The following is a 19,410-nucleotide window of genomic DNA, read 5'->3' as shown; positions in this document are numbered from 1 at the left end:
ACGACCTCCAGTGCAATAGGTTGTCGTGCCGATCGTTTGTATCGGAAACGGACACGATACCACGTCCCTCACACGAGCCGTTATGTGCCTGTCCCGGTCGATCGCTCGCCGGTCTGCGATCGACCGGCAGTCAGTTCTCACAGATCGTCTCACTGAACGATCCGCGGGTCGACGGCTGCGGACGACACGGCTATCAACGTCGCATCATATCTGAGATTCGGTCGGTAATCCCGACGTCGGAGCCGAGTTTTAGGTAGTAGGCGTCTCCGCCGTCCTCGTAGTAGTTGTCGATTCGCCGTTTGATCTCGAACCCGAGGTGTTCGTAGAACTGGAGGGCGTTCTCGTTGCTCGTCCGGGCGTGGCAGGTGATCGTATCGTGGTCGTCGGCGACCCGTGCGATGAGTCGCTTCCCAATTCCCCGACCTCGACACTCGCGGCTGACGGCAAGAAAGAGAACGTAGCCATCGCGTCGAACCGCCGCGAACCCGATCAGTTCCCCCTCTCGTACGTAGCAGTGGACTTTCGAGCGACGGTACGCGTCCGTAAAGAAGTCGTACCGCTGTTTGAGCACGCCTTCCTGGCGGTTGATCTCCTCTTTGAGTTGCCAGGCTTCGTCGACGAAGTCGTCACTCCCCGGCGTGACGACGCGACTGTCGATGTTGACGCTCACTACCACACCCTATCATCGTCGTCAATATAATTCCACCGGCGGAAGTCGATCCATAACGTCGGACATCCACCCCTCGGGTAACCACTTCCATGGGACGATCGAGTTCGGTTTTCGCACTCGTTTATCGTAACTGAAAACAGTTCACACGGTTTCCTATCCGCCCTCTCGGGTACCGGAAGCGACGAGCATACGACCACGTCGGTTCTACGTTGTGGTCATGAGGTACGAACTGTGCGATCACACCGCCGACATCGCCGTCGCAGCTACCGGGGATTCCCTCGAGTCCGCCTTCGCGGCGGTCGCAAACGGCCTGGCGGCGGCCTCCTGGGACGAGTTCGAAGACGCCGGCGGCGAGCGATTCTCGGTCGCCGTCGCCGCGGAGAGCCGTGAGGCGCTGTTGTTCGACTATCTCGACGAACTGATCTACCGCCGTGACATTCGGGGCGAACTCCCGGTCGATCACCGTGTCGACGCGGTCAGTGGCCCCGGATCCGGTACGGGAGAACGGTCGGACACCGGCACCGACGAGTGGTCACTCGAGGCCAGCGCCCGCGGCGTCCCGCTGACGGAGATCGACGCCCGCGAAATAAAGGCGGTCACGTACTCGGAGATGCGACTCGAGCGCGTCGACGGCGGCTGGGAGGCGTACGTCGTCTTCGACGTCTGAGACGGGCAGTTGGAACTGTTTGTCGGTGCAATCGGCGGGGAGTCGCGGTGGCGTCGGAACAATTTTCAACAGCCCGTCGTGGTGATCACTGTCCGTTCTCGAGCAGTGATCCGCCTGGTGGTGCTATTTGACTCCCACAGTGATATCCTCGAGCGTGATCAGCCGCTTCGCTCGCGCTTCGAGGGCAGGCGTCAGTTTCGCGTTACTCGTCCTCGCCACGCTGGTCTGGACCGTCGTCCCGGCCGCCGCTCACGAGGAGTACGTCGTCGACGAGGAGCGAGACGTCGGCCTCTCGGAGCTTCTCGGCGAGGGGCTGGCCGATCCGTTCGTCGTCGGGCCGCTGGTGAGCGGTGCCGTCGTCGTCCTCGCCGTCGTCGCCGGCTACCTCGCGTTTCGGCCACTCCAGCGTGACCTCGCGACGTTTCGGTCCGCGATGCGGGAGTACGTCGAGTACGTCCCCTGGCTCTTGCGGATCTCGATTGGCATCCCGCTGATCGGTGCCGGATTCGGCGGCTACTTCGTCAGTCCGGCCGTCGAGGTCGAGTTTCGGATCCTCCAGGTCGGGATCGGGTTCCTGTTGCTGTTCGGGCTCGCGACCCGCCTCGTTGCCCTTCTCGGCCTCGCCGTCTATCTCGTCGGCGTCGCGATCTGGCCGACGTTGCTGTTACAACTCGAGTTCGTCGGCGGATTCACAGCGATTGCGTTGATCGGGGCCGGACGGCCGAGTGCCGACCACGTCCTCGGGCGAGTGGCGGGATCACCGGGAACGCTCTCTCGGCAGCTCGATCCGATCCACGATCGCGCGCGAGCGTTTCGGGCGCGGATCGACTCCACAGAGCGGCTCCTACCCACGATCCTGCGGATCGGGCTGGGGGCGACGTTCGTCTTCCTCGGCGTGACCCAGAAGATCCTTCAGCCGGGACTCGCGCTCTCGGTCGTCGACCGGTACGACCTCACCGCCGTCGTCCCCGTCGCGCCGGAGTTGTGGGTACTGGGTGCTGGACTGGCCGAAACCGCACTCGGACTGGCGCTGCTATTCGGCGTTTTCACCCGCGCGAGCGCGACGACGGCGATCGGCATGTTCACGCTGACGCTGTTTGCCCTCCCCGACGACCCTGTCCTCGCCCACGTCGCACTGTTCGGGATGGCCTCGGCACTTCTCATTACGGGGAGCGGCCCCTACGCGGTGGACAGTCACCTCGAACGCCTCGAGAGCAACCTCGAGCGCGCGGATGCGACGCCGACGGAGGCCGACTGATCCCGCCGGTCGACTCCGACGCAACGTGAGCCAGTCGATACCGTCCGTGAGACAGATCCGAACTGGAAACGAACTGACCGGAGAGACGAACATCTTTCATCGTCGCGGTCGGAGTGTCGCGCATGAGCAACGTCACGTTCGACGCCGACGGCATCACGCTCGAGAGAGTGCGTGAGTACGTCTGGGAGATTCCCCAGGAGGGGGACATGCGCGCACCTGCGCGAGTGTTCGCAAGTGAAGCGCTTCTCGAGGAGATCAAAGAGGACAAGACGCTCGAGCAGATCAAAAACACGACCCATCTGCCGGGGATCACGAACTACGCGATCTGTATGCCCGACGGCCACCAGGGCTACGGCTTCCCGGTCGGTGGGGTCGGCGCGATCGACGCCGAAGAGGGCTGTATCTCGCCCGGATCTGTCGGATATGATATAAATTGCGGCGTCCGAATGATGCGGACGAACCTCACGTACGACGACCTTCAGGGTCGCGAGGAGGAACTCGTCGACTCCCTCTTTGCCAATATTCCGTCAGGTCTTGGTGGTGGCGGCATCGTCGAGTCCGGCGTCGACACCGTCGAGGAAATTCTGGAGCGAGGCGTCGACTGGGCTCTCGAGAACGGTCACGCAGTCGAGGGAGACCTGCTCCACTGCGAGGACGAGGGGGTTCGCGCGGGGGCGGACGCGGAGAAAATCAGCCAGAAGGCCAAAGACCGCGGCAAGAACCAGATCGGCTCGCTGGGTTCGGGCAACCACTTCCTCGAGGTCCAGCGCGTCACGGACGTCTTCGACGACGAGGTGGGTGCAGCCTTTGGTCTCGAGGAAGACCAGATCGTCGTTCTCATCCACTGTGGCTCGCGCGGACTGGGTCACCAGACGTGTAACGACTACCTGCGCAAGATCGAGCAGCAACATCAGGGCCTGCTGGATCAGTTGCCGGACAAGGAACTCGCGGCCGCACCTGCCGGCTCACAGCTCGCAGAAGACTACTACGGGGCGATGAACGCCGCGATCAATTTCGCGTGGGTCAACCGCCAGCTGATCATGCACCGCACGCGGCAGGTTTTCGAGCGCGTCTTCGATCGGCCGTGGGAGGAAATGGAGATGGAGCTACTGTACGACGTGGCCCACAATATCGCGAAAAAGGAGACCCATACCGTGGGTGGTGAGGACCGAGAGCTCTACGTCCACCGGAAAGGCGCAACGCGAGCGTTCCCCGCGGGCCACCCCGACGTTCCAAACGCGTACCGCGACGTCGGTCAGCCGGTGATCATCCCCGGCAGCATGGGCGCGGGCAGCTACGTCCTGCGCGGTGGCGAGAACTCGATGGACCTCACGTTCGGCTCGACAGCCCACGGTGCCGGTCGACTGATGAGCCGCACGCAGGCGAAAAACGAGTACTGGGGCGGCGACGTCCAGGACGCACTCGAGGAGCAGGATCGGGTCTACGTGAAAGCGCAGTCGGGCGCGACGATCGCCGAGGAGGCGCCCGGCGTCTACAAGGACGTCGACGAGGTCGTTCGCGTCTCGGACGCGCTGGGCATCGGCGACAAGGTGGCGCGAACGTTCCCCATCTGTAACATCAAGGGCTGATACGGACCGTCGTCGTTCGGTATCGGTGATCGACAACCTCGTTCGGGCGATAACGGTAACAGGCGACAACAATCCGTCTGAGACGGTCTGCTGTCCGTCTGAAGACCGTTGGCGAAATCGTCTACTTAAAACGGAACGGATTCTCGTCGTCTTCACCTCCCTCTCCGTCGCTCTCGTACGGTTTTCGAGCCGTGATCGTCACCGTCGCCTCGGGATCGTCCTCGTCGGACCACGGGCTGTCGTAGGCCGAAATCTCGAGGTCGGTGACGTCCCACCCCTCCTCTTCGATGAGTTCGACGAGCCGTCGCTGATCGTCGAGCATGTCGTCGTCCATGGGGTGTCGTTTGCGACTCGAGGGGGTAGGTCTTCTGCCGACGCCTGTGTATCGGTCGCGTCTGCCCGACCACGCCGTCGTCGGTGTCGTCCGTCTCGCGTGGGCCGACCGACTCGAGTCGAGGACCGATACAAAATAATAAATCTTTGATGTTTTGGGTCTGGGGATCTGTCCACTCGGATCACGGTCCGTGGGGAAACTGAAATTGGTTACGAACCTCCGATATATCCGGCGAGTTTAAGCGGATCCGGCTGCAACCGATTTACATGCTCACCGACGATTTCGGACGCGAGGTTACCGGCGTCCGCGTCTCTCTTACAGATCGGTGTAACTTCGACTGTGTCTACTGCCACAACGAGGGACTCGGAGATACTCGCGGACCGATGGACCCCCAGGACGACGAGATGGAGACCGACGACGTCGTGCGCTTTCTCGAGGTCGCCGCGGAGTTCGACGTCGATGCGGTCAAGTTCACTGGCGGCGAGCCGATGCTCCGACAGGACTTAGAAGAGATCATCGCACGCACGCCCGACCAGATGGAGGTCTCGCTGACGACCAACGGTACCTTCCTTCCGGGCCGCGCCGAGGACCTCGTCGAGGCCGGACTCGAGCGAGTCAACGTCTCTCAGGACGCCCTCGACCCCGAAGATTTCGCCGCCGTCACGAAAAGCGGTGCCTACGAGAAGGTACTCGAGGGCGTCGATGCCGCCCTCGAGGCGGGACTCGACCCGGTAAAGCTCAACATGGTCGTCTTCGAGCACACCGCCGGCTACGTGCCGGAGATGGTCGACCACGTCGCCGAGAACGACGGCCTCCAGTTACAGCTCATCGAGTACATGCCCGAACTGACGGGCAAGCCGGAGTGGAACGTCGACATCGAACGCGTCCACGGCTGGCTCGAGGAGCAAGCCGACGAGGTCGAACACCGGGAGATGCACGACCGCAAGCGCTACTGGATCGCGGCGGACGACGCGGAGCGCTCGTCGTCGGAGAACGCCGGTCGGGGGATGGTCGAGATCGTCGACCCGGTCGAGAACCCGACGTTCTGTGCGAACTGCCATCGGGTGCGGGTCACCCACGAGGGTTATCTGAAGGGCTGTCTGAACCGCAACGACGATCTCAAGTCGATGGGCGAGATGACCAAACCCGAAATTCGCGAGGCGTTCCGCGAGGTCGTCGCGAACCGCGTTCCCTACTACGGAGAGTATATGATCCGAAACGGCGACGGCGAGTGGGAACTCAACGACGAGTATCTCGACTTGCCGGCCTGATCTGGGACGTCGGTCGACTCCGTCCGCCCCTGACCCGATATTTTCGCCGTCCGGAACCGGCGAGGCACGAACCGATCACCCACGCCAGCTTCGACGGATCCCCAGCGCGATCGTTGCAAGTGTACCCGCGAGCAACAGCAACGCCACCGCGGCGACGGGCTGACCGTCGGCCGCCGACACGAACGTCCCGTAGCCGATCGCCATCGTTGCCAGCCCGACCAGAACGCTCGAGACCGCGTGAACCCCCTCGAGCCGCCGCGTGTCGGCTTCGCGGCCGAGCTGGTCGCCGAGATCGATCGCGCTTCCGGCGAGATCCCACGCGACGACGGCACACACTGTCGCGACCAGCGTCGGTTCGACGAGCGCCCCCTCGAGTCCCGAGACGACGACGCCGGCGAACGCGGCGAGCGATCCGGCGTCGACGAGCCACCGTCTGCTCCCGGGGACGGGCCCGATCAGCCCCCAGGCGAGCGCGAGGCCACCGGCGAGGACGACCCCGCCCCCTGTGAGCGAAGCCGAGGCGACGATCACCAGCGCGAGCGCGACGGCGGCGAGTGCGACGGTACTGGCGACGACTGTCGGCCGCCGAGTGATACCGTCGGACTCGAGGGACCGTTCGCGGGCACCGTCTTCAGCCCGCGAAGTACCGTCTGCATCTTCGTTCGAGTCCGCTTCTTTCCGGCGTTCGTCTCCCTCTCCGGCGGTTCGAGCCGCGCTGGCGTCCGCCGAGTCGGCGCTCTGGACCTCGCTCATCGTCGACCACCGGCGATCGTCGCCTCGTATCGGGCGAACAGCTCGTCGATCGAATCGGTTCGTCCCCAGTCGACGACCGGGATACCGGATCGCTGGAGATCGAACCGCCGGACCCGTCTGGCCACCCGTGCGAGTTGTTGGCCCGTCGTCTCCTCGGCGGTCGGATCGGGGCTCACGACGGTCACCGCGTGACCGTGAGAGGCCAACCGTCGAGCGATGACGAGGCTTGCGCGATCGGCTAGCGGAGTCAACAGGACGATCTGCGTTTCGGCCGACAGTCGTCGCCGAAGGGTTCGAAGCTGGCTCACCCACCGGCCATCCCGCGACGGAGCGACTGGCGAAAACTGCGGATGAGTTGCAAGCGTCTCGCGAAGCTGTATCCGGTGGCGACTCCCGGACGCGGGCGGGAGCCAACAGATGTCTTCCTCCCCTCGCTCGGCGCGCGAGGTCGGACCGATCGCCCCGAGGCCGACCGTATCCCCGGACTCGAGCAACGTCGCCGCGATCCTCGCCGCCGCGTCGGTCGAGCGTTCGACCGCGTGGACAGCGCCGGTAGACGGTGCGACGTAGGCGGCTTTCCGCGCGTCGACGAGGACGAACACGCGGGCGGCACGCTCCTGGTGGAACTCGATGGTCGCGAGTTCTCCCGTCCGGGCGTGTCGATTCCAGTCGATTCTGTTGAGCGGGTCGTTTCGCCGGTACTCCCGAACGGAGTGGAACTCGGTGCCGGAGCCGCCGGTGGAGGTCGTGAGTCGGCCGGTGAACCGGGTCGTCGCTGCCTGTAACGGGACGGGGGCGTCGATCGGGCGAAACACCGGTTCGCAGACGATCGTCGTCGGTGCGCCGACGTAGTGGGCGCGTTCGGCCGACCGCGAGAGGTCCCGCGTGACGACGAGCGCCGGATCGAACTCGTGGGTTCCAGTGGTGACCGTCAACCCGTACTCGAGCGTGGCGGTCTCGCCGGGTCGAAGCGCCGTTCCGATCCTGGCAGTGCCCTCGATGACGCGCAAGTCGGCGGGCACGCCGTCGACGTATCGGAGATCGAGAATCGGCCCCGATCCGACGTTCCTAACGGAGACCACGACGTCGATCTCGTCTCCCGGCTCCGGATCGTCGTCGCTCAGCGTCCGTTCGATCTCGAGTGTCGGCGACGGCGGCGAACTCAGGTACGCGAACCCGGCGTAGCCGATCCCGACGACGCCGGCGAGGACCAGCGCCGAGAGTTCGGCGAACGTTCCGATGCCGATCGCGACCAGCGCAACCACTCCGACCCCGGTCCAGTGGCCGGTCGGTCGCATTGGAAGCTCGTGTACGCTTCCGGCCTCGAGGCGTCGATCCGTGGTTCGTGCGTCGACGCGGCTTCCCGTCGCGTCCCGGTTTTCGATCGGAACGTTCTCGGGGGTCGGTCGTCCGCCCAGTTCGCCGTAGCCGATTCGGGCGATCTCGACCGCGGTTCGTCGAATGCCGCGGCGATACGGATCGTCGCGGCCGATCCGGTCGGTGATCCGATCGCGAACCGACTGGGGTGGCGAATCGATGTCCTCCGAGAGAAACGCGCTCGCGATCGGGTCCTCGGTCCAGGAGCCGTCGTCGATCGCCGCGGACGCCTCCTCCTCGGACCGTCCCTGGAATCGTGTAAGAACTGCCGTCACGGCGGATCGAAGCCCGTTGACGCTCCGACGGGTTACGTAGCTCCGGCCGACCTCGCGGGAGTTGAACTGCGCGATCGCATCGGTAAGGCGGCCGCCGGGAATCGACGCCGGGGTTCGCCGTTCGGGGTCCGGCGTCGACCGGTACTGACGAGCGTCGCGCCGGTGAGTAAAACTCACGAACGCGGCGATCAACGAGATGGCTCCGATGATACCGACCGAGGCCTGCGTCAGCGTCAGCGTCCCGAGTCCGGCGAGAACAGCGATTCCACCGACGAACGCGAGGACGGTGGCCACGACGGGGATCGGTCTGACTCTCCCGCCTTCCGGCCGATCGCTCACCGTCGATCACCCGGTTCGTCTTCGGATGGCGACTCGAGACCGGCATCGTCGGTCGAATCGGGGCTGGCGTCGACGCTGGGCTCGGGGCCCACGTTGGCGCTGAATTCCGGGCCTGCGTCCGCGATCGATTCCGAGGTGACGTCCGCGTACTCGTCTTCGATTCGGCGCAGTACGGCGATCGCACGGGATTCCATCTCGTCGGTCGTCTCCGCGTGACCGTACCGAACGTCTTCGAACAGCGACGTAAGCTGGTCGACGTCCTCCCGGGCGAGTCCTGCCTCGACCGCCGCACCTGCGAACTCCCCCGGTGTGCTCGTCTCCGGGCGGTCAACCTCGAGCGGTCGAGTCATCTCGAGCCAGGCACGGTAGATCTCGTTGTCGACGTCGCGGCTCGTTTCGATCCGTTCGGCGGCACGACCGGCGGCCGCGCCGACTGCGGCGTGGGACTGCTCGGTGGGGGCTTCGTCGACTCCGTCGGCACCCTCCTCGCTCGCGTACGCCCGACGCTTCCCGCCGGTCCAGGCGAGCGCGACGGCCAGCCCAACTGCAAGCGCCGTGATCACGAAGAACAACGGGCCGATCGGGAACGGCTGTTGGGTGCCCTCGCCGTCGCCCGGATCGCCGTCGCCGGGTGTCCCTTCGGGAGGTGGTGGCGGCGATTCCAGCGCCTCGGGGTTCAACACGCCGAGCCGACCGAGCAGGTACACGAACGCGCCGGCGAGCAACAGGAGCACGAACGCCACCGCAAACCGTTTCGCGATCACTTCGTACTGAGTCACGAGATACCAGACGACGACTGCGACGGCGAGAATTACGAGGGCGACCACGAGCAATTCGAGAAACAGCGGCATCTCGAGCGCCGGCTCTCTCGTTTCCTCGACCGGTATGCCCTCCGGCCCCACCTCGCCGGGATCACCGTCCCCGCCGTACTCGACGGTGGAGGAGATCGTCGCTGCTGCGATCGCGACCGCCGCAATACCGAGGATCGCGACCACGAGTCGGGTGGCCCCTCGAGCGCGAGACATCTACGAACTGTTACTCGATCGACGGATAATAAGTTCCATCGGTCCGGGAGTTTCGTTGCGCTTAAGTACCCGACCGGGGTACGTTTGAGTACGATACGTGTAGGGGACGCGGTCCCCGAGTCCGCGAGGGCGATGATAGAGACACGGTGTCGTGGTAGCCAAGCGGCCCAAGGCGCATGGTTGCTAACCATGTGGCGTCAAGCCTCCGGGGTTCGAATCCCCGCCACGACGTCGGATACACGAGGCTGATGTTTCCGTCAGCCGACGTTGCAACGCGCGCAGACCAGACACAGATACACGACACATGAGCGAGGAAGACCCTCAAGAACAACAGGACGACGAAGACCTTCGGTACTTCGTCCGCATCGGTCAGACTGACCTCGATGGGACGAAGTCCGTCGAGCGCTCGCTCTCGGAGATGAACGGGATCGGTCGACGAACCGCCCGAATCATCGCCGAGGAAGCGGGTGTCGATCGGACGGCGACGTTCGGTCGACTCGAGGACGACGTGATCGACGAGGTCGTCACGCTCGTCGAGAACTACGCCGACGAAGTTCCTAACTGGCTCAACAACCGCCAGGCGGACTTCTACACCGGCGAGACGAGCCACGAGACCGGCAACGATCTCCAGTTGACCCGTCAACACGACATCAACCGGATGAAGATGATCGACTCCTACAAAGGCGTTCGCCACAAGCGCGGACAGAAGGTCCGCGGACAGCGAACCAAGTCCACCGGCCGAACTGAAGGGACGATCGGCGTCAACGTCGAGGAGATCCGGGAGGAACAGGCGGAGGAAGCTGCCGCCGAGGAGGATGACGAATAATGCCACTCGGAACGAACACCAAACTGTACGAGACGCCGAACCATCCGTATCAAGGCGAGCGCATCGCGAGCGAACACTCGCTGGTCGACCGGTACGGGCTCGCGAACAAGGAGGAACTCTGGCGTGCACAGTCCGAGCTACGCTCCTACCGCCGCGAGGCTCGAGACCTACTCGGTCAGCCCCAGGGCGACGAGACCGTCATCCGCCGCTCCGAGGAGTTCCTCGGTCGGCTCAAACGCGTCGGCATCCTCGACGAAGCGGACGAACTCGGCGACATTCTCGGCCTCGAGGTCGAGGACGTCTTAGAGCGTCGTCTCCAGACGGTCGTCTACCGAAAGGGACTCGCGAACACGACCCAGCAGGCCCGCCAGTTCATCTCGCACGGGCACATCGTCATCGACGGACAGCGCAACCGAATCCCGTCGTACGTCGTCGACGTCGACGAGGAAGACCGCATCGAGTTCGAGGAGACCAGTCCGCTCGCGGACGAACTCCACCCGGAACGAGCGGAGGGACAATAACATGAGTCAGGACGACGACAAGTGGGGAGTCGCCCACGTGCACGCATCGTTCAACAACACCGTCATGACCGTGACCGACCTCACGGGCGCGGAGACGATCGCGAAGTCCTCCGGCGGGACGGCGGTCAAACAGAACCGTGACGAGGCGTCGCCGTACGCGGCGATGCAGATGGCCGAGTCTGTCGCCGACGAGGTCAAAGCGGCTGGCATCACGGGCCTACACGTCCGCGTTCGCGGCCCAGGCGGCAATCTCCAGAAGTCCCCCGGTCCCGGCGCGCAGGCGACGATTCGTGCGCTGGCCCGTTCGGGCATCGAAATCGGTCGCATCGAGGACGTGACTCCGATCCCACACGACGGATCGCGCGCACCGAAAGGCAAAGGCGGCTACTAGATCCATGACAGAGGAGTACGACGTCGAGTTCGTCGAACGCGAGGATCGAGAAGCCAGATTTCTCGTCCGCGGCGTGACGCCCGCGTTCGCAAACGGCATCCGTCGGGCGATGATCGCCGACGTGCCGACCATGGCGATCGACACCGTCAGGTTCGTCGAGAACTCGTCGGTTATGTTCGACGAGCAACTCGCCTTGCGACTCGGACTCGTTCCGTTGACGACGCCGCCGGTCGGCGAGTTCGTCGAGGACGACACCGTCACGCTCTCGATCGACGTCGAAGGACCGGCGACCGCCTACTCGGGCGATCTCGTCTCGAGTGACAGCTTAGTTCAGCCTGCCGACGAGAACGTTCCGATCATCGATCTCAAAGACGGACAACGTCTCGAGGCCGAGGCGGAAGTCGTTCTCGACCGCGGAAAGAACCACGCCAAACACCAGGGCGGTGTGGCGGTCGGCTACCGACACCTTCAACGCGTGGAGGTCGTCGGCGACGTGCCGGAGTTCGAAGAACCCGACGAACGGATCGTTCGCGGCGTGATCGAAGACGACGGCGAACTCGTTCCGACGAGCGAGTTCGATCACGACCTCACGAACCGGTATCCCGACCAGGAGGTCGCGATCGAAGACGTCCCGAACGCCTTCGTCTTCCACGTCGAAACCGACGGCTCGTTCACGGTCGAGGAACTGGTTACGCGGGCTGCGGAGACGATCGAAGCGCGCGCGACCGAACTCGAAGAGGCAGTACAGCTTTAAAATGAACCGACGCCCCCGACCCGACCGACGCGAACCGCTCGCCGGCGCCGTCAGCGACGAGACCGACGGCGGTTCGTCCACTGGAATCGAAAGGGGTTTGAAGGGGCGACGGGTATCTGGAAGTGCGAGCAGGGATAGCCAAGTCTGGCCAACGGCGCAGCGTTCAGGGCGCTGTCTCGTAGGAGTCCGCAGGTTCAAATCCTGCTCCCTGCATTTTTCCGGCTCGACCGACCGAAGAGCCGTGAAAATGGAACATGCAGGTTTGAGCCACGGGAGTCGAAGCGGTCGAGCGCATGCGAGACCGATCGTCTCCCGGCGGTTCAAATCCTGCTCCCTGCATCACTTCTGTCGGACAGATTCCACGATCGCTCGAGGACGATCTCCCCGAGCGTTCACTGCAGTTGGAGGAAATCTATGAGTAGCAAGACTAATCCGAGGCTCACCGATCTCATCGCCGAGCTGAAGTCGACGTCCCGCAGCGAGGACGCCGACGTCTGGCGAGATGTCGCGGATCGACTCGAGAAGCCCCGGCGCACCCACGCAGAGGTGAACCTGGGCCGCATCGAGCGGTACGCACGCGAAGAAGAGACCGTCGTCGTTCCCGGCAAAGTGCTGGGATCCGGCGCGCTACAGAAGAACGTCACCGTCGCGGCCGTCGACTTTTCGTCCTCGGCGGAGACCAAGATCGAACAGGTCGGCGAACCAGTACCGCTCGAGCAAGTGCTCGAAGAGAACCCAGACGGATCCAACGTGCGGGTGATCCGATGAGCGTCGCCGAGTTCGACGCGGACGTCGTCGTCGACGCCCGTGACTGTATCCTCGGCCGCGTCGCCAGCGAGGTCGCACAGCGTGCACTCGCCGGCGAGCGCATCGCCATCGTCAACGCCGAAGACGCCGTCATCACCGGCGGCAAGGAAGACGTCTTCGAGACCTACCGAACGCGGCTCCAGCTCGGCTCCGACAGCGGGCCGTACTACCCGCGACGTCCGGACACGATCTTCAAGCGTTCGGTGCGAGGCATGCTTCCGTACAAGAAGCCCCGTGGCCGCGAGGCGTTCGAGAACGTCCGCGTTTACGTCGGTAATCCCTACGAGCGAGATGACGACCGCGAGGCCGAGATCCTCGAGGATACGTCGCTGGATCGACTCTCGAACATCCGCTTCGTCCACCTACACGAAGTGAGCGAACAACTCGGTGCTAACGTCACATGGTAACGAACACGAGCGGCAAGAAGAAGACCGCCGTCGCCCGCGCCACCGTACGCGAGGGCGAGGGCCGCGTCCGAATCGATTCGAAACCGGTCGAACTAGTCGAACCGGAGATGTCCCGGCTCAAAATGCTCGAGCCGTTCCGTATCGCCGGTGATGAGCTGCGCGACGAGATGGACATCGACGTTCGCGTCGAGGGTGGCGGTATCGCCGGGCAAGCGGACGCCGTCCGCACCGCCATCGCTCGCGGGATCGTCCAGCACACGAACGACGCCGAACTCCGTGATGCGTTCATGGAGTTCGATCGCTCGCTGCTGGTCAACGACGTTCGCCAGTCCGAACCGAAAAAGTGGGGCGGCCCGGGCGCTCGGGCACGTTACCAGAAATCGTACCGCTGAGGTGAGACAAGTATGATGGTACCGGTTCGGTGTTTCACCTGTGGCACTGTCGTCGGCGAACACTGGGAAGAGTTCGACGAGCGAGCGAACGAGGGCGAGGAGGACCCAAAGGAGGTCCTCGACGAACTCGGCGTCGAGCGCTACTGCTGTCGGCGCATGCTCGTCAGTCACACCGACTTAGTCGACGTCGTCTCGCCGTACCAGTAACATGCAACAGCAACACCACAATCGCTACGAGAAGGCACGAATCCTCGGTGCGCGGGCACTTCAGGTGTCCTACGGTGCACCGGTGTTGATCGAGACCGACCAGACCCAGCCGATCCTGATCGCCGCCGAAGAGTACGACGCCGGCGTGTTGCCGTTTACCGTCGACCGGGGGGAGCGATTCCAATGACGCTCATCACCGACGTCCGGCTCAGGCGCATCCTCGACTCGCGAGGAAATCCGACGGTCGAGGCGGACGTACTCACCGAAAGCGGCGGATTCGGCCGTGCGGCCGCGCCGAGTGGCGCGAGCACGGGTGAGTTCGAAGCGATCGAACGAGCGCCGACCGAGGCGATCGCTGCGGCCCGCGAACACGCCGTCCCGCGACTCGTCGGAGAGGCCTACGCCGGCAACCAGCGTGAAGTCGACTCGATCCTGCGGGCCGCCGACGGCACCGACGACTTCTCGGAGATCGGTGCCAACAGCGCAGTCGCCATCTCGATGGCCGCCGCAAAGGCGGGTGCCGACGTGCTTGGCGCACCGCTGTTCCAGCACTTAGGCGGTGCGTTTCGTGGCCGGAACTTCCCGACGCCGCTCGGGAACGTCGTCGGCGGCGGCGAACACGCCGCGGACGCGACCGACATCCAGGAGTTCCTCGCCGCGCCCGTCGGCGCACCGAGCGTCGAAGACGCCGTCTTCGCCAACGCAGCCGTCCACGGCGAAGTCGCAGACTTACTCGAGGAACGCGGCGTTCCGTCGGGCAAAGGCGACGAGGGCGCATGGGCACCGTCGGTCGACGACGAGGAGGCGTTCGAGATCGTCGACGAAGCCGTCTCGACGGTCGAAGACGAGGTCGGCTTCGAGATCCGCTTTGGTCTCGACGTCGCGGCCGCCGAGATGTACGACGCCGACTCCGAAACGTACGAGTACGAGTCCGCGGGCATCAGCCGCGATACGGCCGAGCAGATCGAATATATCGCCGACCTCGTCCGCGAGTACGATCTCGCATACGTCGAGGACCCACTCGACGAGAACGACTACGAGGCGTTCGCCGAACTGACGGACGAAGTCGGCGACAGAACGCTGATCTGTGGTGACGACCTGTTCGTCACCAACACCGATCGGCTGGCGGAAGGAATCGAGATCGACGCGGCAAACAGCATCCTCATCAAGCCAAATCAGATCGGGACGCTGACCGACGCGTTCGACGCGATCGAACTCGCGACCGAGAACGGCTACGACTCGGTCATCTCCCACCGCTCGGGCGAGACCGAGGATACGACGATCGCACACCTCGCCGTCGCGACCGACGCACCCTTCATCAAGACGGGTGCCGTCGGCGGCGAGCGAACCGCAAAACTGAACGAGCTCATCAGAATCGCAGACGACGCGACATGACCGACAACGACGCAACCCAAGAAGGGCTCGACGCCGCCGAGGAGGAGATCGACGAGGAGCCAGCCGAAGGGGCTGGCCCCGCCGCCGAACCCAACGAGGACGTCGAGCCAGTAGACGAACAGCCCGCCGACGCCGAGGCCGAGGGGGCCGACGCCGACGCCGAACCCGACGAGGACGCAGGACCGACGCTCGACGACGACGTCATGAGCGACGAGGAAGCCGACCTGCTGATCCCCGTCGAGGACTACCTCGGTGCCGGTGCTCACATCGGGACCCAGCAGAAGACCAAGGATATGGAGCGGTTCATCCACCGCGTCCGGACCGACGGCCTCTACGTCCTCGACGTCTCGAAGACCGACGGCCGCATCCGAACGGCTGCGGACTTCCTCGCGAACTACTCACCCGAACAGATCCTCGTCACCTCGAGTCGCCAGTACGGTCGCTTCCCCGCCGAGAAGTTCGCGGAAGCGGTCGGCGCTCGAGCCCGCACGGGCCGCTTTATCCCCGGCACGCTGACGAACCCGAAGTACGACGGCTACATCGAACCCGACGTCGTCGTCGTCACGGACCCCATCGGCGACGCCCAGGCAGTCAAAGAGGCGATCACGGTGGGTATTCCCGTCATCGCGATGTGTGACTCGAACAACCAGACCAGCAACGTCGACCTCGTCGTCCCGACGAACAACAAGGGGCGAAAGGCCCTCTCGGTCGTCTACTGGCTGCTCGCTAACGAGGTTCTCGACCGCCGCGGTGCCGAGCCATCGTACTCGCTCGACGACTTCGAGAGCGTCGTCTAACCCGGTTCGATTTCGATATCATTTCGGCCGTTTTCGCGTACTGTGTTCGTTCCTCGAGCGGCGGCGACGTGTGGAGAGCGAAGGAGTTAGGTGAATGCCCTCGAGAGCCCTGGTATGAACGACATCCTGTTCCAGTTCGACGAAGGGACGCTCCCGCCCGCCGTCCTCGGTGCGACGGCGGCGTTGATCGCGATCTTCGCGATCGGGATCCCGTACCGGCTGGCCGTCGGACTGTTCTGAAACGGACTGTTGTACCGAGGTTTCGGAGATCTGACGACGATTCTCGAGTCCTCACGCCGGACAGCCCATCGACTCGGCCACCTCGAGAGCGAGTTCCTCGCCGCCGTCGTCGACATCAGGCGTGAGTTCGTACCGAACGTCGCCACAGTGCCAGACGAGCGTCGTTCCCATCGGGGTCGAGACGAACGCGCCGTCGACGTCGCCGACGCCGTCCCTGTCGACGTCTTCGGGGTCGTACACCGGCGGTCGTTCGGTGATCCGACCCAGGATCTCGTCGTCCTCGAGGCTGTCCCCGTCGCGGTAGAGAAACTGAACGGTCGCGTCGCCGTCGAACTCACTCGCCGTCACGATGACCAGTTCGTAGCCGTCGGGAAGCGTCGGCTCCGAAACCGAAAACGGGACGGCGTCGTTTGCCTCGTCGATCGTCGAGACGTCGGCCGAGTCGATGGGTTCGACGACGTCGACCCCGGCCGGCGGATCGAACGTGAACCGGTCGTCCGGAATCGGCTCGTCGAACCGAACGTCCTCGTAGGTGACGGTCCGAACCATCCGCTCGCGCTCGAGGGCGTGCTGGCGCGGCTCGTCGTACTCCGTCACGACCTGCTCTTTGATCGGGTACGTCGCCTCGACGTCGATCCACCAGGTCACCGTCGTCGTGGCGTTCGCCGCGTCGACGTCGTTCGCCGATCCGAGAACGTACTCGGTGTCGCCGACCAGCAATCCGAGTCCGCCGTCGTCGGTCGCGTTCTCGACTGCGTGAACCTCGACGACGTGTGTCTCGCGACCGTCGACGGTGTCCGTCCCGACGTACTCGGTTTCGGTCGACTCGAGGAACGTCTCCGGCGAGTACTGGATCGCCTCCCAGTCGCTGTCGTCGTCGACGATCACTCGCTCGTCGTCAGCGATGTAGTGGCTTCGCGTGGAGCCGTTTACCACCGTGACGTCCGGGACGTCCGCGGAGCCGGTCTTCGAGACGACTTCCGTCCGACGCTGGTCGGGGGGACGCAACTCGATTCGTGCGTCCGTGGCGACGACGGTTGGCTCGTCGTCGTCGACGTGGTGGAGTTCGTGCTCGGATCGTTCGGTGGCCTGGAGCGTCTCGATCCCGCCGTGGTCGTCGACGACGTCGGCGACGAGTTCGTCCGGATCGGGATCGTCCTCGAGCTGGTCGACGACCATCGCGCCGCCGACGCTGAACGCGACGACTGCGAGAACGGCGGCCAGCATCCCGATCAGCGGTCCGTTTGAACGACCCATTCCGATATCGGGTATTTCTGAACGAGCGATATGACGTTGGTGGTTCCGGCGGTCGACTCGCTCGTCGGTTCGAGACTCGTGGGTCTCCGTCCCCGCACTCGAGACGGATCTCGCTGAACTCGAGACGACCGACGGATCAGCGACTCGACGTCGACGCCTCGAGCAACGCGGCGACGCGCTCGGCGGCGTCGGTGGCCGTCGCACCGAAGACGTACGTCGCGGGTTCGATACCGAACGCGCCGCGGTGGTAGGCGACCCGCGGAACGGAGCCGCGTTCTCCGAACCGATCGCTGAGATGCGTGGCCCGATCCTCGTAGTCGGCGTCGAACTCGAGGGGATCGATGCCGCGCTCGCGGGCGGCATCGAGCAACGCGTCGTCGGTGGCGACGTTGACCGCACCGCGGACGTCGGGATCGGTCGCTCGAGCCGCGAGAATCGCGGTGGCGACGTGTTTCGACGCGCCGAACTCGGGATTGGCGGGGATCTCGATCCGGCCGCCCATGGCGTAAATCCGCCCGGGAACGGCCGCGACGTCGGTCTCGTCGCTGGCGTCGGGAAGGGCCATCCCGACGTTCGTTCCGACGTTGGGGATCACGTCGGCCATCCCGGGGGTCGACGCGAGGGTCCGTGCGGCCGCTCGGACGTTCGTCAGGACGTCGCGCTCGGCGCGCAGGTCGGGATCGAGCCCGCGGACGCACAGATCACAGCCCAGCCCGCGGAGTTCGGGCATCTTCTCCTCGTGGAGTTCACAGATCGGCCCGCGGTCCTCGAGGCTGTGGACGAGCGAGAGAAGGTCCGCGAGCGCGTCGTAGCCGTCCATCTCGCCGCTCGCTAGGCCGTCGGCGATCCGCTCGACCGTCGCGACCGTCTCGGGGTCGTCCCGGAAGCGGTCGTCACCGCCGCTTTCGCCGCTTACGTACTTGCTGACCGCGGCCTGGGTGACGCCGAGTTCGGCGGCGATCTCCCGTTGGGTCAGATCGCGGTCAGCGAGACGCGTCGCGAGCATCGCTCGCACCGTCGGCAGAAAGCGGTCGACAACGAGTTCGCTCGGCAGCACGAGGGACATACGGCCGCGTTCGAACGACACGGGCATAAGTCCGACTACCCGGATCGACTCGAGGTGGGGCAGCGGAGTGATCAGCGGAGACGGGATTTCCGATCAGGGTCGACGATGGAGTGCGTAGGCGATCAGCGCCAGGCCCGCGAACTGCGAGGCGTGGACGGCGAGCCAGAACCAGTCTTGCTGTGGGAGCGAGAGCAGGCGCAGGTGGATCAATACCGTGCCGACGAACGACGTCGAGTAGGTGACTGCCGTCAGCAGGATCAATCCGAGCGCGAGAGCGCGCATCGACGGATCGCGGTGGCGACCCCACGCCCGGAACGCCTGGTAGCCGATGTAGAGGCCGACGAGGGTCGCACCCGCAGCGAGCAGGCCAACGGCAAGTTCGATCGGACGGATCGTCTCGAGCATTCAGAGATCACCCCACAGCCGCTGGAGGCGATCGGCGGCGTCCTCGTCGCGCCGACGGAGGTCGAACGAGAAGCCGTCCTCATCGAGGTGGAAGCGAGCTTCCTCGAGCGTCGCGACGTAGATCGTGTCGTGGTGGCCGTCGGGTCGGGGTCGGGTCCGCTCGCGGACGAGGTTCGCGTCCTCGAGTCGCTCCAGTCGGCGACAGACGGTCGACAGCGCGGCGTCACAGCGGTCGGTCAGTTCGTTGGCGGACATGGGTTCGGTACGCGTGGCTTCGAGGATCGCGCGGGCGTACTCGTCGTCGAGCAGGGAAACGACGGTCTCGAGGGGCGGATCCTCACTCACGGCTACTCGATCGGACATTCGCCCTATAATCGCTTCGACCGA

Annotated in this window: 25 protein-coding genes and 2 tRNA genes; 18 read left to right on the top strand and 9 right to left on the bottom strand. The window is 64.7% G+C overall.

The window, feature by feature from the left end; translation table 11 throughout:
* Window positions 1-193 precede the first annotated feature (193 nt).
* Window positions 194-670 (bottom strand): N-acetyltransferase, encoded by a 477-nt coding sequence (locus tag GRS80_RS10930; protein ID WP_343161535.1) that lies wholly within the window; start codon window positions 668-670, stop codon window positions 194-196.
* Window positions 671-887: 217 nt separating this feature from the next.
* Here GRS80_RS10930 and GRS80_RS10925 point away from each other — a divergent pair, with 217 nt between their 5' ends.
* The 3 genes from GRS80_RS10925 to GRS80_RS10915 all read left to right on the top strand — a co-directional run bounded on the left by GRS80_RS10925 (window position 888) and on the right by GRS80_RS10915 (window position 4,184).
* Window positions 888-1,337: an archease gene (locus GRS80_RS10925; RefSeq protein ID WP_160047573.1), complete on the top strand. Its 450-nt coding sequence runs from the start codon at window positions 888-890 to the stop codon at window positions 1,335-1,337.
* A 220-nt stretch (window positions 1,338-1,557) separates the two neighbouring features.
* Window positions 1,558-2,595 (top strand): DoxX family protein, encoded by a 1,038-nt coding sequence (locus GRS80_RS10920; RefSeq protein ID WP_235019726.1) that lies wholly within the window; start codon window positions 1,558-1,560, stop codon window positions 2,593-2,595.
* 122 nt (window positions 2,596-2,717) lie between these two features.
* Window positions 2,718-4,184: an RtcB family protein gene (locus GRS80_RS10915; protein ID WP_160047571.1), complete on the top strand. Its 1,467-nt coding sequence runs from the start codon at window positions 2,718-2,720 to the stop codon at window positions 4,182-4,184.
* Between the two features lie 121 nt (window positions 4,185-4,305).
* On the opposite strand, the gene GRS80_RS10910 is transcribed toward GRS80_RS10915, so the two are convergent.
* Entirely contained in the window at window positions 4,306-4,518 is a 213-nt protein-coding gene (locus tag GRS80_RS10910; RefSeq protein ID WP_149081008.1) for a hypothetical protein, read from the bottom strand.
* 266 nt (window positions 4,519-4,784) lie between these two features.
* Between GRS80_RS10910 and moaA the strand changes: the two genes are divergently transcribed.
* Window positions 4,785-5,789: a GTP 3',8-cyclase MoaA gene (moaA, locus tag GRS80_RS10905; RefSeq protein ID WP_149081007.1), complete on the top strand. Its 1,005-nt coding sequence runs from the start codon at window positions 4,785-4,787 to the stop codon at window positions 5,787-5,789.
* Window positions 5,790-5,864: 75 nt separating this feature from the next.
* Here moaA and GRS80_RS10900 read toward each other — a convergent pair whose 3' ends face one another.
* The 3 genes from GRS80_RS10900 to GRS80_RS10890 are packed head-to-tail and all read right to left on the bottom strand — an operon-like array spanning window position 5,865 to window position 9,558.
* A complete protein-coding gene (locus GRS80_RS10900) occupies window positions 5,865-6,542 on the bottom strand; it encodes a hypothetical protein (RefSeq protein ID WP_200840371.1) in 678 nt (225 codons plus the stop codon).
* On the bottom strand, window positions 6,539-8,533 hold the full coding sequence (locus GRS80_RS10895; RefSeq protein WP_149081006.1) for a DUF58 domain-containing protein: 1,995 nt from the start codon (window positions 8,531-8,533) through the stop codon (window positions 6,539-6,541). Before GRS80_RS10895 ends, GRS80_RS10900 begins: the two co-directional genes overlap by 4 nt.
* Complete coding sequence (locus GRS80_RS10890; protein WP_160047570.1) at window positions 8,530-9,558, bottom strand: DUF4129 domain-containing protein; 1,029 nt, start codon at window positions 9,556-9,558, stop codon at window positions 8,530-8,532. The genes GRS80_RS10895 and GRS80_RS10890 overlap by 4 nt, the downstream gene beginning before the upstream one ends.
* Window positions 9,559-9,706: 148 nt before the next feature.
* Between GRS80_RS10890 and GRS80_RS10885 the strand changes: the two genes are divergently transcribed.
* The 14 genes from GRS80_RS10885 to GRS80_RS20950 all read left to right on the top strand — a co-directional run bounded on the left by GRS80_RS10885 (window position 9,707) and on the right by GRS80_RS20950 (window position 16,295).
* Window positions 9,707-9,789: transfer RNA gene (locus GRS80_RS10885), tRNA-Ser, on the top strand.
* 73 nt (window positions 9,790-9,862) lie between these two features.
* On the top strand, window positions 9,863-10,384 hold the full coding sequence (locus GRS80_RS10880) for a 30S ribosomal protein S13 (protein WP_149081004.1): 522 nt from the start codon (window positions 9,863-9,865) through the stop codon (window positions 10,382-10,384).
* A complete protein-coding gene (locus GRS80_RS10875) occupies window positions 10,384-10,905 on the top strand; it encodes a 30S ribosomal protein S4 (protein ID WP_160047569.1) in 522 nt (173 codons plus the stop codon). Before GRS80_RS10880 ends, GRS80_RS10875 begins: the two co-directional genes overlap by 1 nt.
* Before the next feature lies 1 nt (window position 10,906).
* On the top strand, window positions 10,907-11,296 hold the full coding sequence (locus GRS80_RS10870) for a 30S ribosomal protein S11 (RefSeq protein ID WP_149081002.1): 390 nt from the start codon (window positions 10,907-10,909) through the stop codon (window positions 11,294-11,296).
* A 4-nt stretch (window positions 11,297-11,300) separates the two neighbouring features.
* Entirely contained in the window at window positions 11,301-12,050 is a 750-nt protein-coding gene (locus GRS80_RS10865) for a DNA-directed RNA polymerase subunit D (protein ID WP_160047568.1), read from the top strand.
* A gap of 128 nt (window positions 12,051-12,178) precedes the next feature.
* A tRNA-Leu gene (locus GRS80_RS10860) sits at window positions 12,179-12,263 on the top strand.
* A 201-nt stretch (window positions 12,264-12,464) separates the two neighbouring features.
* On the top strand, window positions 12,465-12,818 hold the full coding sequence (locus GRS80_RS10855; protein WP_149081000.1) for a 50S ribosomal protein L18e: 354 nt from the start codon (window positions 12,465-12,467) through the stop codon (window positions 12,816-12,818).
* The gene (locus tag GRS80_RS10850; RefSeq protein WP_149080999.1) at window positions 12,815-13,264 is read left to right on the top strand and encodes a 50S ribosomal protein L13; all 450 of its coding nucleotides are present in this window, start codon (window positions 12,815-12,817) and stop codon (window positions 13,262-13,264) included. Before GRS80_RS10855 ends, GRS80_RS10850 begins: the two co-directional genes overlap by 4 nt.
* Window positions 13,258-13,656: a 30S ribosomal protein S9 gene (locus GRS80_RS10845; RefSeq protein WP_160047567.1), complete on the top strand. Its 399-nt coding sequence runs from the start codon at window positions 13,258-13,260 to the stop codon at window positions 13,654-13,656. The genes GRS80_RS10850 and GRS80_RS10845 overlap by 7 nt, the downstream gene beginning before the upstream one ends.
* Before the next feature lie 12 nt (window positions 13,657-13,668).
* Window positions 13,669-13,863: a DNA-directed RNA polymerase subunit N gene (locus GRS80_RS10840; protein WP_149080997.1), complete on the top strand. Its 195-nt coding sequence runs from the start codon at window positions 13,669-13,671 to the stop codon at window positions 13,861-13,863.
* Between the two features lies 1 nt (window position 13,864).
* On the top strand, window positions 13,865-14,050 hold the full coding sequence (locus GRS80_RS10835; protein WP_124194978.1) for a DNA-directed RNA polymerase subunit K: 186 nt from the start codon (window positions 13,865-13,867) through the stop codon (window positions 14,048-14,050).
* On the top strand, window positions 14,047-15,258 hold the full coding sequence (gene eno / locus GRS80_RS10830; RefSeq protein WP_160047566.1) for a phosphopyruvate hydratase: 1,212 nt from the start codon (window positions 14,047-14,049) through the stop codon (window positions 15,256-15,258). The genes GRS80_RS10835 and eno overlap by 4 nt, the downstream gene beginning before the upstream one ends.
* Window positions 15,255-16,055, top strand: a complete 801-nt coding sequence (rpsB, locus tag GRS80_RS10825; RefSeq protein WP_160047565.1) for a 30S ribosomal protein S2 — start codon at window positions 15,255-15,257, stop codon at window positions 16,053-16,055. Before eno ends, rpsB begins: the two co-directional genes overlap by 4 nt.
* A gap of 114 nt (window positions 16,056-16,169) precedes the next feature.
* Complete coding sequence (locus tag GRS80_RS20950) at window positions 16,170-16,295, top strand: hypothetical protein (protein WP_255455267.1); 126 nt, start codon at window positions 16,170-16,172, stop codon at window positions 16,293-16,295.
* Window positions 16,296-16,346: 51 nt separating this feature from the next.
* On the opposite strand, the gene GRS80_RS10820 is transcribed toward GRS80_RS20950, so the two are convergent.
* From GRS80_RS10820 to GRS80_RS10805, 4 genes are all read right to left on the bottom strand, one after another.
* Window positions 16,347-17,552, bottom strand: a complete 1,206-nt coding sequence (locus GRS80_RS10820) for a hypothetical protein (RefSeq protein WP_160047564.1) — start codon at window positions 17,550-17,552, stop codon at window positions 16,347-16,349.
* Window positions 17,553-17,688: 136 nt separating this feature from the next.
* Window positions 17,689-18,618: a thiamine-phosphate synthase family protein gene (locus GRS80_RS10815; protein ID WP_160047563.1), complete on the bottom strand. Its 930-nt coding sequence runs from the start codon at window positions 18,616-18,618 to the stop codon at window positions 17,689-17,691.
* 93 nt (window positions 18,619-18,711) lie between these two features.
* Entirely contained in the window at window positions 18,712-19,023 is a 312-nt protein-coding gene (locus tag GRS80_RS10810; RefSeq protein WP_160047562.1) for a hypothetical protein, read from the bottom strand.
* The gene (locus GRS80_RS10805) at window positions 19,024-19,368 is read right to left on the bottom strand and encodes a winged helix-turn-helix domain-containing protein (RefSeq protein ID WP_343161534.1); all 345 of its coding nucleotides are present in this window, start codon (window positions 19,366-19,368) and stop codon (window positions 19,024-19,026) included.
* Between the last annotated feature and the right edge of the window lie 42 nt (window positions 19,369-19,410).

The organism is Natrialba sp. INN-245, assembly GCF_009807105.1.
GTDB classification, from domain to species: Archaea; Halobacteriota; Halobacteria; order Halobacteriales; family Natrialbaceae; genus Natrarchaeobius; species Natrarchaeobius swarupiae.
Note: the sequence above shows the minus strand (reverse complement) of the source record. Positions and strands in the feature narration are given on the sequence as shown.

Excerpts from the sequence above, each read along its gene's own strand:
- GRS80_RS10880 (WP_149081004.1), top strand. The coding sequence starts at position 9,863 with ATGAGCGAGGAAGACCCTCAAGAACAACAGGACGACGAAGACCTTCGG.
- GRS80_RS10890 (WP_160047570.1), bottom strand. The coding sequence starts at position 9,558 with ATGTCTCGCGCTCGAGGGGCCACCCGACTCGTGGTCGCGATCCTCGGT.
- GRS80_RS10840 (WP_149080997.1), top strand. The coding sequence starts at position 13,669 with ATGATGGTACCGGTTCGGTGTTTCACCTGTGGCACTGTCGTCGGCGAA.
- GRS80_RS10835 (WP_124194978.1), top strand. The coding sequence starts at position 13,865 with ATGCAACAGCAACACCACAATCGCTACGAGAAGGCACGAATCCTCGGT.
- GRS80_RS10815 (WP_160047563.1), bottom strand. The coding sequence starts at position 18,618 with ATGTCCCTCGTGCTGCCGAGCGAACTCGTTGTCGACCGCTTTCTGCCG.
- GRS80_RS10925 (WP_160047573.1), top strand. The coding sequence starts at position 888 with ATGAGGTACGAACTGTGCGATCACACCGCCGACATCGCCGTCGCAGCT.
- GRS80_RS10910 (WP_149081008.1), bottom strand. The coding sequence starts at position 4,518 with ATGGACGACGACATGCTCGACGATCAGCGACGGCTCGTCGAACTCATC.
- GRS80_RS20950 (WP_255455267.1), top strand. The coding sequence starts at position 16,170 with ATGAACGACATCCTGTTCCAGTTCGACGAAGGGACGCTCCCGCCCGCC.
- GRS80_RS10850 (WP_149080999.1), top strand. The coding sequence starts at position 12,815 with ATGAGCGTCGCCGAGTTCGACGCGGACGTCGTCGTCGACGCCCGTGAC.
- GRS80_RS10820 (WP_160047564.1), bottom strand. The coding sequence starts at position 17,552 with ATGGGTCGTTCAAACGGACCGCTGATCGGGATGCTGGCCGCCGTTCTC.
- GRS80_RS10855 (WP_149081000.1), top strand. The coding sequence starts at position 12,465 with ATGAGTAGCAAGACTAATCCGAGGCTCACCGATCTCATCGCCGAGCTG.
- GRS80_RS10845 (WP_160047567.1), top strand. The coding sequence starts at position 13,258 with ATGGTAACGAACACGAGCGGCAAGAAGAAGACCGCCGTCGCCCGCGCC.
- moaA (WP_149081007.1), top strand. The coding sequence starts at position 4,785 with ATGCTCACCGACGATTTCGGACGCGAGGTTACCGGCGTCCGCGTCTCT.
- GRS80_RS10875 (WP_160047569.1), top strand. The coding sequence starts at position 10,384 with ATGCCACTCGGAACGAACACCAAACTGTACGAGACGCCGAACCATCCG.
- GRS80_RS10865 (WP_160047568.1), top strand. The coding sequence starts at position 11,301 with ATGACAGAGGAGTACGACGTCGAGTTCGTCGAACGCGAGGATCGAGAA.
- GRS80_RS10810 (WP_160047562.1), bottom strand. The coding sequence starts at position 19,023 with ATGCTCGAGACGATCCGTCCGATCGAACTTGCCGTTGGCCTGCTCGCT.
- GRS80_RS10915 (WP_160047571.1), top strand. The coding sequence starts at position 2,718 with ATGAGCAACGTCACGTTCGACGCCGACGGCATCACGCTCGAGAGAGTG.
- eno (WP_160047566.1), top strand. The coding sequence starts at position 14,047 with ATGACGCTCATCACCGACGTCCGGCTCAGGCGCATCCTCGACTCGCGA.
- rpsB (WP_160047565.1), top strand. The coding sequence starts at position 15,255 with ATGACCGACAACGACGCAACCCAAGAAGGGCTCGACGCCGCCGAGGAG.
- GRS80_RS10870 (WP_149081002.1), top strand. The coding sequence starts at position 10,907 with ATGAGTCAGGACGACGACAAGTGGGGAGTCGCCCACGTGCACGCATCG.
- GRS80_RS10900 (WP_200840371.1), bottom strand. The coding sequence starts at position 6,542 with ATGAGCGAGGTCCAGAGCGCCGACTCGGCGGACGCCAGCGCGGCTCGA.